Source organism: Terrisporobacter sp., from assembly GCF_017888745.1.
Taxonomy (GTDB): domain Bacteria; phylum Bacillota; class Clostridia; order Peptostreptococcales; family Peptostreptococcaceae; genus Terrisporobacter.
Window position 1 is genome coordinate 1 of record NZ_JAGHFM010000209.1, and the last position, 7,738, is coordinate 7,738.

The window sequence follows — 7,738 nt, forward strand, 5'->3', positions numbered from 1 at the left end:
TACATTTTGTTAATATGCAAGCAAATAATAACTTAGCATACGATACTTTAAAATTTGTAAAAGGTAATATTGATTTAATTAAAGAATGTTATGGACTGGAATTAGATGAATCAAATTTAAATACAATACGTTTTATGACTCATCTTAAGTTTCTTGCTCAAAGGATATTTAAGAAGGAAACTTATCATGATGACAAAATGATTGAAATGTATGACTATTTAATTAACAATCATCCTAAAAATGTGGAGTATTTAGAAAAATTAAATGAGTATACTAAAAAAGAATTTAAGTATAAATTAGATAAGCCTGAAAAGATTTATTTATTATTACACTTAACAAAAATTTTATAAAAATAAAATGGATTGTGACTGGTAATGCAGGCAAGACCCAGAAAATTAACATATTATATATATGTATTTTTTGGGTCCTTTTTTTTAGCACAAGATAAAAAATATATAATTTTATGAGGAGGTATAATAGTGAAAGAAAAAATACTTGGAGGATTAGAAACATTTGCAAAAGCAATGGTTCAACCGTTAATGTATCTATCAAGTGCAGGTATATTAATGGTAATAGGTGTATTACTTACAAATGATATGTTAGTAGGATTACTTCCATTTTTGAAATGGGAACCAATCCAAATATTTGGAGATTTAATTTATAACTCTGTAATGGCTATTATTAATAACCTTTCAGTGATATTTTCTATAGGTATTCCAGCAGCATTAGCAAAAAAAGAAAAACATAAAGCTGCATTAATAGGATTTATGAGTTACTTTATATATCTTACAACTTCTAATACTATGTTAACTTCACTAGATCAGTTAGCACAAGGAAGTGAAATGCTTGGTTTGATAGGAACTGGGCAGGCTACTATTTTAGGTATTCAAGTTGTAGATACTAGTGTATTTGGTGGTATTATTTTAGGATGCATAACAGGATATGTGTTTAACCGTACAAGTCAAAAAACATTTAAAGGAGCTTTACAGATATACTCTGGAGCAAACTTTAGTTTCATATGTATGTTCTTTATGTCTATTTTATTTGGTGTAGTTATGAACTTTGTATGGCCCTTAGCTCAACAAGGAATTGCATCTCTTGCAAATGTTATTAAGAATACAGGTACATTTGGTTTATTCTTATATGGATTCTTAGAAAGAATATTAGTTCCAACAGGATTACATCATTTAATATATACACCATTCCAGTTCTCTGATTTAGGTGGAGTGCTTCAAGTTGGTTCAGAAACAGTTGCAGGAGCATATGCAATAGTTATGACAGAAATGAATCTACCAGTTGAACGTTTTTCAGATAGTATATACTATATGGCAACTGGATTTACAAAGATGTTTGGTTATATAGGTATAGGAGCTGCATTTATTCATACTGCATATAAGCATAATAAGAAAAAAGTTAAAGCGGCTATTATTCCATTAATAGTTACAGCAGCATTAGCATCTGTAACAGAACCATTAGACTTTATGTTTGTATTCTGTGCACCATTATTATTTGTTGTACATGCAGCTATATCTGGATTATTTATAGCTTTATTAAAAATATTTGATGTTACAGCGTTTTGTGGAGGAAATTTATTAGTATCAATTATAATGAATACTACAGTAGGTGTAGAAAAAACACATTGGCCAGTGATGATGATATTAGGAATTGTGCAAATCATTGTATACTTTGTAGTATTTAGTTTCTTAATTAAGAAGTTTAACTACAAAACACCAGGTCGTGAAGATGAGGGTACTACTACAGATAAAGAAAAAACACAAAAAATTAACTTAGATAAAGATATAGAAAATATAGTCAATGGACTAGGTGGAAAAGAAAATATTAATACAGTAGAAAATTGTATCACTAGATTACGTGTTAATGTAAAAGATGAAAGTAAGATTAATGAGGATGTAATTAACTTAGCACCAAATAGTGGTATTGTTAGAAAAGGAAAAGATATACAAATAATTTTTGGACTTCATGTACCAGATGTGAGACGTGCAGTAGAAGATTATTTAGAGGTATGCTAAATATAAATTTTATTAAGATATAAATGTAACAGAGGAGGATAAAATATTATGATTATTACTGTTGTTGGTGGAGGAAGTACATTTACTCCAGGTATTGTTAAGTCAATTGCACAAAGAGCAAAAGAGTTAGAATTAGATGAAATTCGTTTATTTGATATTGATAAAGAGCGTCAAGATAAGGTAGCTGTTGTTGTTGAATGGATACTAAGAGAAGATGTTAAAACAGATGTTAAATTAACTGTAACAAATGATGTTGAAGAAGCTTATACAGATGCTACATTCATATTTGCACAAATGCGTGTTGGTAAGTACGAAATGCGTGAGCAAGATGAAAAAATACCATTAAAACATGGATGTGTAGGTCAAGAAACTTGTGGTTGTGGAGGTATGGCATATGGATTACGTACAATCAACCCAATGATAAAACTTATAGATGATGTAGAAAAATATGCTAAGAAAGATCACTGGATATTAAATTACTCTAACCCAGCTGCAATTGTTTCAGAAGCTTGCCGTAAACTAAGACCAAATGCAAGAATTATAAATATATGTGATATGCCAATAGCTATCATAGATATTATAGCAGAATCATTAAATATAAAAGATGTTCATAACATACGCTACGATTACTTTGGCTTAAATCACTTTGGATGGTTTACATCAATAGATTACAAAGGTAGAGATATAATGAAAGAAATCAAAGAATACATAAAAAAACATGAGATATTACTACCTGAATCTTATATTGAGAGAATAAAGAAAGCTCAAAGTGTAGGTAATCGTCACGCTGTAAGTAGTTGGAACCATGTTTGGAAATCTGTATACACAATGTTAGAAAGTTTCCCTGAATACTTACCAAACACTTATTTAACATACTATCTTTTAAGTAAGGAAACTGTAGAGCATTCAAATATAGAACGTACTCGTGCAAATGAAGTTATGGAGAGCCGTGAAAAAGATTTATTTGAAGGTGTAGACCACTATTTAAAAACAGGTGAAATATCACAAAAAGCATTCTACGCAGGATCACATGGAGATTGGATTAGTGATTTAGCAGTTGCAATCAAAAATGATACACATGCTCGTTTCCTAGTTATAACTGAAAATCGTGGAGCTATACCAAACATGCCATATGATGCAATGGTAGAACTTCCAGCATACATAGGAAAAGATGGTCCAGAAGTTATCGCTAGAGGTCCAATACCTCTATTCCAACAAGGATTAATGATGCAACAACTTAACAGTGAAAAATTAATAGTAGAAGCATGTATTGAAAATAGCTATGAAAAAGCATTACAAGCATTTACATTAAATAAAACTGTTCCAAGTATGACTGTTGCTAAAGCTATTTTAGATGATATGATAGAAGCGAATAAAGGATACTGGCCAGAATTGAGATAATATTATAGTAGAAATTGTGGGTATGATTTTTATAAGTCATCTCAACTATTCGAAATAAAAAAACGTATTAACATTTAAGTTAATACGTTTTTTTATTTTGAATAAAATTATAATATTTGCAATATTTTTCATAATATCATTAAGTAAATATACTTCCTTTTTAGTAATTATATCGAAAAAAATATAACCAATTATAAGATAAAATAATAATATTAACCAATAATTAACAAAAAGTGGTAAAACATTACAAGGATTTAATATATATCTAACATTTGATTGTTAGTATAAAAATATAATAAAAATATTGTATCAGAAAAGGAAATTAAGAATGAAAGAGAATATAACAAAAAATCCTTTAATAGCTGCTGCTAGACATAATAACTTGGATAAAGCTGTGGAATCTGATGTTTCAGCGGTTATATTAATAGAAGGAAAATTAAGTTACTTAATACAAGATAAGTTTAAAATAATGAATGATAAAAAACCTATATTTATACATTTAGACTTATTAAAAGGTCTATCAAATGATGTTGAAGCTTTAAGGTTTATAAAAGAAAATATAAATCCAAAGGGTATTGTATCAACTAAAAGTACAGTATTAAGTGCTGCCAAAAAAAGAGGACTAATGACAATACAAAGAATATTTCTAATTGATAGTAAATCACTTAAAAATTCTATAGAAAGTATCATAGAAAATGATCCTGACATGGTAGAAGTTATGCCGGCTTTATGTGGAGAGATAGTAGGTAGATTAAAGAAAGAAATAAATAAACCAATTATTCTTGGCGGATTGATAGATAAAGAGGAACAAATTATTGAAGGATTGAAATCAGGGGCTGATGCAATATCGTTTAGCAAGGAAGAATTATGGAATATGAAAATAGATAATGAAATAATTAAATAAAATAATAATTGGAAAACTATATTTTTAATATTTATACAATATTTATAACTTTGAGCAATATGGCTGACAGCGTCAATGCAGTGGATTAAGCGAAGCAAATTTTTATAATTATTGGTGGAGACTGGAGAAAACCATTAATTATAAAGTAAATAAGATAGGAGGTTAATTTAAAAAATTTTTTTGTTAAAGGAGTTATGTATGAGTATAAAAATGATAGTGTCTGATTTAGACGGAACGTTATTTAATAGTGATTATGAAGGATATAAGGTTTCAAAAGAGCTTATATCTCATGTGGAAGAATTTAAAAGTAAGGGAAATATATTTACTATAGCTACAGGAAGACCTATAGAAACTAGTATAGAAGTAGCTAAAGAAGTAGGAATTAATGCACCTTATATAGCTTACAACGGGGCTAAAATAGCAGATACAAAAGGTAAAAAAATTTATTCGGAAGAATTTTTATTGACAGAGATACTGCCTTTTTTAAGAGAAATTGAAAAATTTGGAGCATCAATAATAGTTTATATTAATGGAAAGGTACTCTGTTTCAAATATACAGAAAGAATTGCTGTATATGAGAAAAAAGAAATTACAAAATGTGAAGAGATAGAGGAATCTTTGTTTGATACGGATATAAAGATAAACAAAGTATTAGTAATAGGAGATGTAAAACGATACAAGGAAGTATGGAATAATCTGAATATTTCCATAAGAAATAAATTTAGATATGTAATCTCGGAAGATGATTATTTTGAAATAGTTCAAAGCAATATATCAAAAGGAATGGCCTTGAAGATATTAAAAGGGTATTTAAACATAGAAAACCTGGAGGTGATAGCTATTGGAAATCATATGAATGATAAAGAATTGATTGAAATGGCTGACATTGGTTTTGCTGTGAATAATGCAGTTGACGGTTTAAAGGAAATTGCAGATTATATAACAAAAGAAGAGTACGAGAATGGTGTTATAGAAATACTAAAAAAATTCAAGTAATTATTAGGAGAGATAAAATGAATAAAAAATTAGTAAAAATACTTTCTTTAGTTAGTGTAGTATCTTTATTTACTGTAGGGTGTAGTAATAGTGGAAGTAATGCCAAATCATCTGAAGAAAAAGTAAAAATAGAATACTGGCATGTTAACGCTGAAACTCAAGGTGGAAAAAGTGTAGATAAGTTAGTTGAAGAGTTCAATAAACAAAGTGATACTGTAGAAGTAGTAGCAAAATACAACCCAGACATGTATAAAGGATTATTACAAAACTTTCAAGCAGAGGCAGCTACAGGTTCTACTCCAGCTTTAGTGCAAGTTGGTTGGTCATTTTTAGATTATTTTTCAAATAACTTTGGGTACACAGATCCTCAAGATATAATAGATCAACATTTCCCAGAGGATAAAACATTTTTAAAAGATAATTTCTTACCAAATATATTAAATCTTGCTAAAAATAGTGAAGGAAGTCAAGTTGGTATACCTTATTCTTTAAGTACACCAGTATTATACATAAATAAAGATATATTAAAAGAATATGGTTTAGATGAAGAAGGACCAAAAACTTGGGAACAAGTACAAGAATTTGCCAGTGTAATAAAAGATAAAACTGGTAAATACGGTGTTTATATACAAGAAGCATCTGATAGCTGGGCAACACAGGCTTTATTAGAAAGTAATGGAGCTAGAATGATAACAGATGGAAAAGCAACTTTTGCATCAGAAAAAGGTATAGAAGCATATGAAGCTTATGCAGATATGGTTAAAAATGAAGAAGCATTACACATATCATGGGATGAAGGTGTTCAATCATTTATAAATGGTGAAGTAGGCATGTTATATACTACAATTGCAAGAAGAGCAAGTATACAAGAAGGTGCACAGTTTGATGTGGCAGCAGTTAATTCACCAGCTTGGGAAGGTGAAGAAGTAAGATTACCTGCAGGTGGATGTTTCCTTGCAATTACAGCTCAAGATGAAGAACAACAAAAAGCAGCATGGGAATTCCAAAAGTATTTATATGGTGTAGAATCTATGGCTGAATGGACTATAGGGACTGGTTATGTACCTCCAAGAAAAGATGTTGCTGAAGCTGAAAACGGATTAAAAGATTTCTTAGAGGAAAATAAAATGATGGAAGCAGCTACAAGTCAAATGGAAGGTGTAGTATCTTGGACATCTTTCCCAGGAGATGCTGGTCTTGAAGCGGAACAAATATTATTAGATACAAGAGATCAAATTCTAGGTGGGAAAATATCAGCTAAAGATGGATTGACAGAAGCACAAAATAAGATAAATAAATTATTAGAACAACAATAAAACTTATTTTTGATAAAAGGTAGAAAAATAGTTTCTACCTTTTATTATAAAGATCTAAAATAAGGAGACATTAAATGAGTAAAAAAAGAAATATTTACAAAATTAAAGATAAATTAACTCCACACTTGCTTATCCTACCATCAATTTTAGCCTTTACGTTATTTATGTTTTGGCCATTAATCAAAACTATATATTTAAGTTTCTTTTCATGGAATATGGTTAAACCAACAAAAACTTTCGTAGGACTAAATAATTATATTGAAATATTTAATGATCCATTAACTTATAAAATTATGGGAAATACATTTATATATATATTAATATTGCTTTTAATAAATTTTGTAGCTCCATATATACTATCTTTTATACTATCTGTTGTAATAACAAAGGCAAAAGGATTTTATAAAAGTGTTATATTTCTACCAAGTGTAATTTCTTTAGTTGTAGGTTCCATACTATATTTATGGATTCTTAATCCTATTTCTGGACCAGCAGCAGTAATTGCAAATTGGCTTGGTATAACATTGCCTATATGGACTAAAACGGATGGATTGGTAATAGTAATATTAAGTTTAATTACAAGTTGGAAGATCTTCGGATATAACTTTATTGTTGTACTTGCTGGAATATCAGGTGTGTCGAGTGAAGTTATAGAAGCAGCAAAACTAGATAACATTCCAATGCATAAGATATTTATAGATATAATAATACCAATGAGTAGTGCAACAGGAATATACGTATTAATTATGACGATAGTTCAAGGGTTACAGTATGTATTCACACCTATAAAGGTTATTACTCAAGGTGGACCGAACTATGCAAGTTCTAATGCTATTTATAATGTTTATCAAGAAGCATTTGTACTATATAAAACAGGAACGGCTTCAGCATTTGCAATAATAACAATGGCATTATTTATAGTATTGTTAATTTTAGAATTTAAGTATGTAGAAAAAGGAGTACACTATGAAAACTAAATTAAATTCAGAAATAAAATGGCATATAATTTTAGCTATATTTGTGGTGGTATCTCTTTTTCCAATAATATTTGCCATATCAAGTTCATTTAAAAGTTTAGGTGAAGCATACAA

At 29.0% G+C, this 7,738-nt stretch carries 7 protein-coding genes; all 7 read left to right on the plus strand.

Going from position 1 to position 7,738, the window contains the following annotated elements:
* Nucleotides 1-350 (plus strand): PRD domain-containing protein (locus tag J7G74_RS10055; protein WP_297134827.1); only part of this gene is annotated, 350 nt, incomplete at its 5' end.
* A gap of 129 nt (nt 351-479) precedes the next feature.
* Nucleotides 480-2,030, plus strand: coding sequence for a PTS transporter subunit EIIC (locus tag J7G74_RS10060; protein ID WP_297134830.1), 1,551 nt, complete (start codon nt 480-482; stop codon nt 2,028-2,030).
* Nucleotides 2,031-2,078: 48 nt separating this feature from the next.
* Nucleotides 2,079-3,431, plus strand: a complete 1,353-nt coding sequence (locus J7G74_RS10065) for a 6-phospho-alpha-glucosidase (protein WP_297134832.1) — start codon at nt 2,079-2,081, stop codon at nt 3,429-3,431.
* 328 nt (nt 3,432-3,759) lie between these two features.
* Nucleotides 3,760-4,335: a glycerol-3-phosphate responsive antiterminator gene (locus J7G74_RS10070; RefSeq protein ID WP_297134834.1), complete on the plus strand. Its 576-nt coding sequence runs from the start codon at nt 3,760-3,762 to the stop codon at nt 4,333-4,335.
* A gap of 198 nt (nt 4,336-4,533) precedes the next feature.
* Nucleotides 4,534-5,331 carry a Cof-type HAD-IIB family hydrolase gene (locus J7G74_RS10075; protein ID WP_297134836.1) on the plus strand — a complete coding sequence of 266 codons (798 nt, stop codon included), beginning with the start codon at nt 4,534-4,536 and terminating at the stop codon, nt 5,329-5,331.
* Nucleotides 5,332-5,348: 17 nt separating this feature from the next.
* Nucleotides 5,349-6,647: an ABC transporter substrate-binding protein gene (locus tag J7G74_RS10080; protein ID WP_297134839.1), complete on the plus strand. Its 1,299-nt coding sequence runs from the start codon at nt 5,349-5,351 to the stop codon at nt 6,645-6,647.
* Nucleotides 6,648-6,721: 74 nt separating this feature from the next.
* Nucleotides 6,722-7,624 (plus strand): carbohydrate ABC transporter permease, encoded by a 903-nt coding sequence (locus J7G74_RS10085; RefSeq protein WP_297134841.1) that lies wholly within the window; start codon nt 6,722-6,724, stop codon nt 7,622-7,624.
* The last annotated feature ends 114 nt before the right edge of the window (nt 7,625-7,738 follow it).

Bases quoted from the DNA above. Each gene is read 5' to 3' on its own strand.
- J7G74_RS10070 (WP_297134834.1), top strand. From the start codon at position 3,760: ATGAAAGAGAATATAACAAAAAATCCTTTAATAGCTGCTGCTAGACAT.
- J7G74_RS10080 (WP_297134839.1), top strand. From the start codon at position 5,349: ATGAATAAAAAATTAGTAAAAATACTTTCTTTAGTTAGTGTAGTATCT.
- J7G74_RS10075 (WP_297134836.1), top strand. From the start codon at position 4,534: ATGAGTATAAAAATGATAGTGTCTGATTTAGACGGAACGTTATTTAAT.
- J7G74_RS10065 (WP_297134832.1), top strand. From the start codon at position 2,079: ATGATTATTACTGTTGTTGGTGGAGGAAGTACATTTACTCCAGGTATT.
- J7G74_RS10085 (WP_297134841.1), top strand. From the start codon at position 6,722: ATGAGTAAAAAAAGAAATATTTACAAAATTAAAGATAAATTAACTCCA.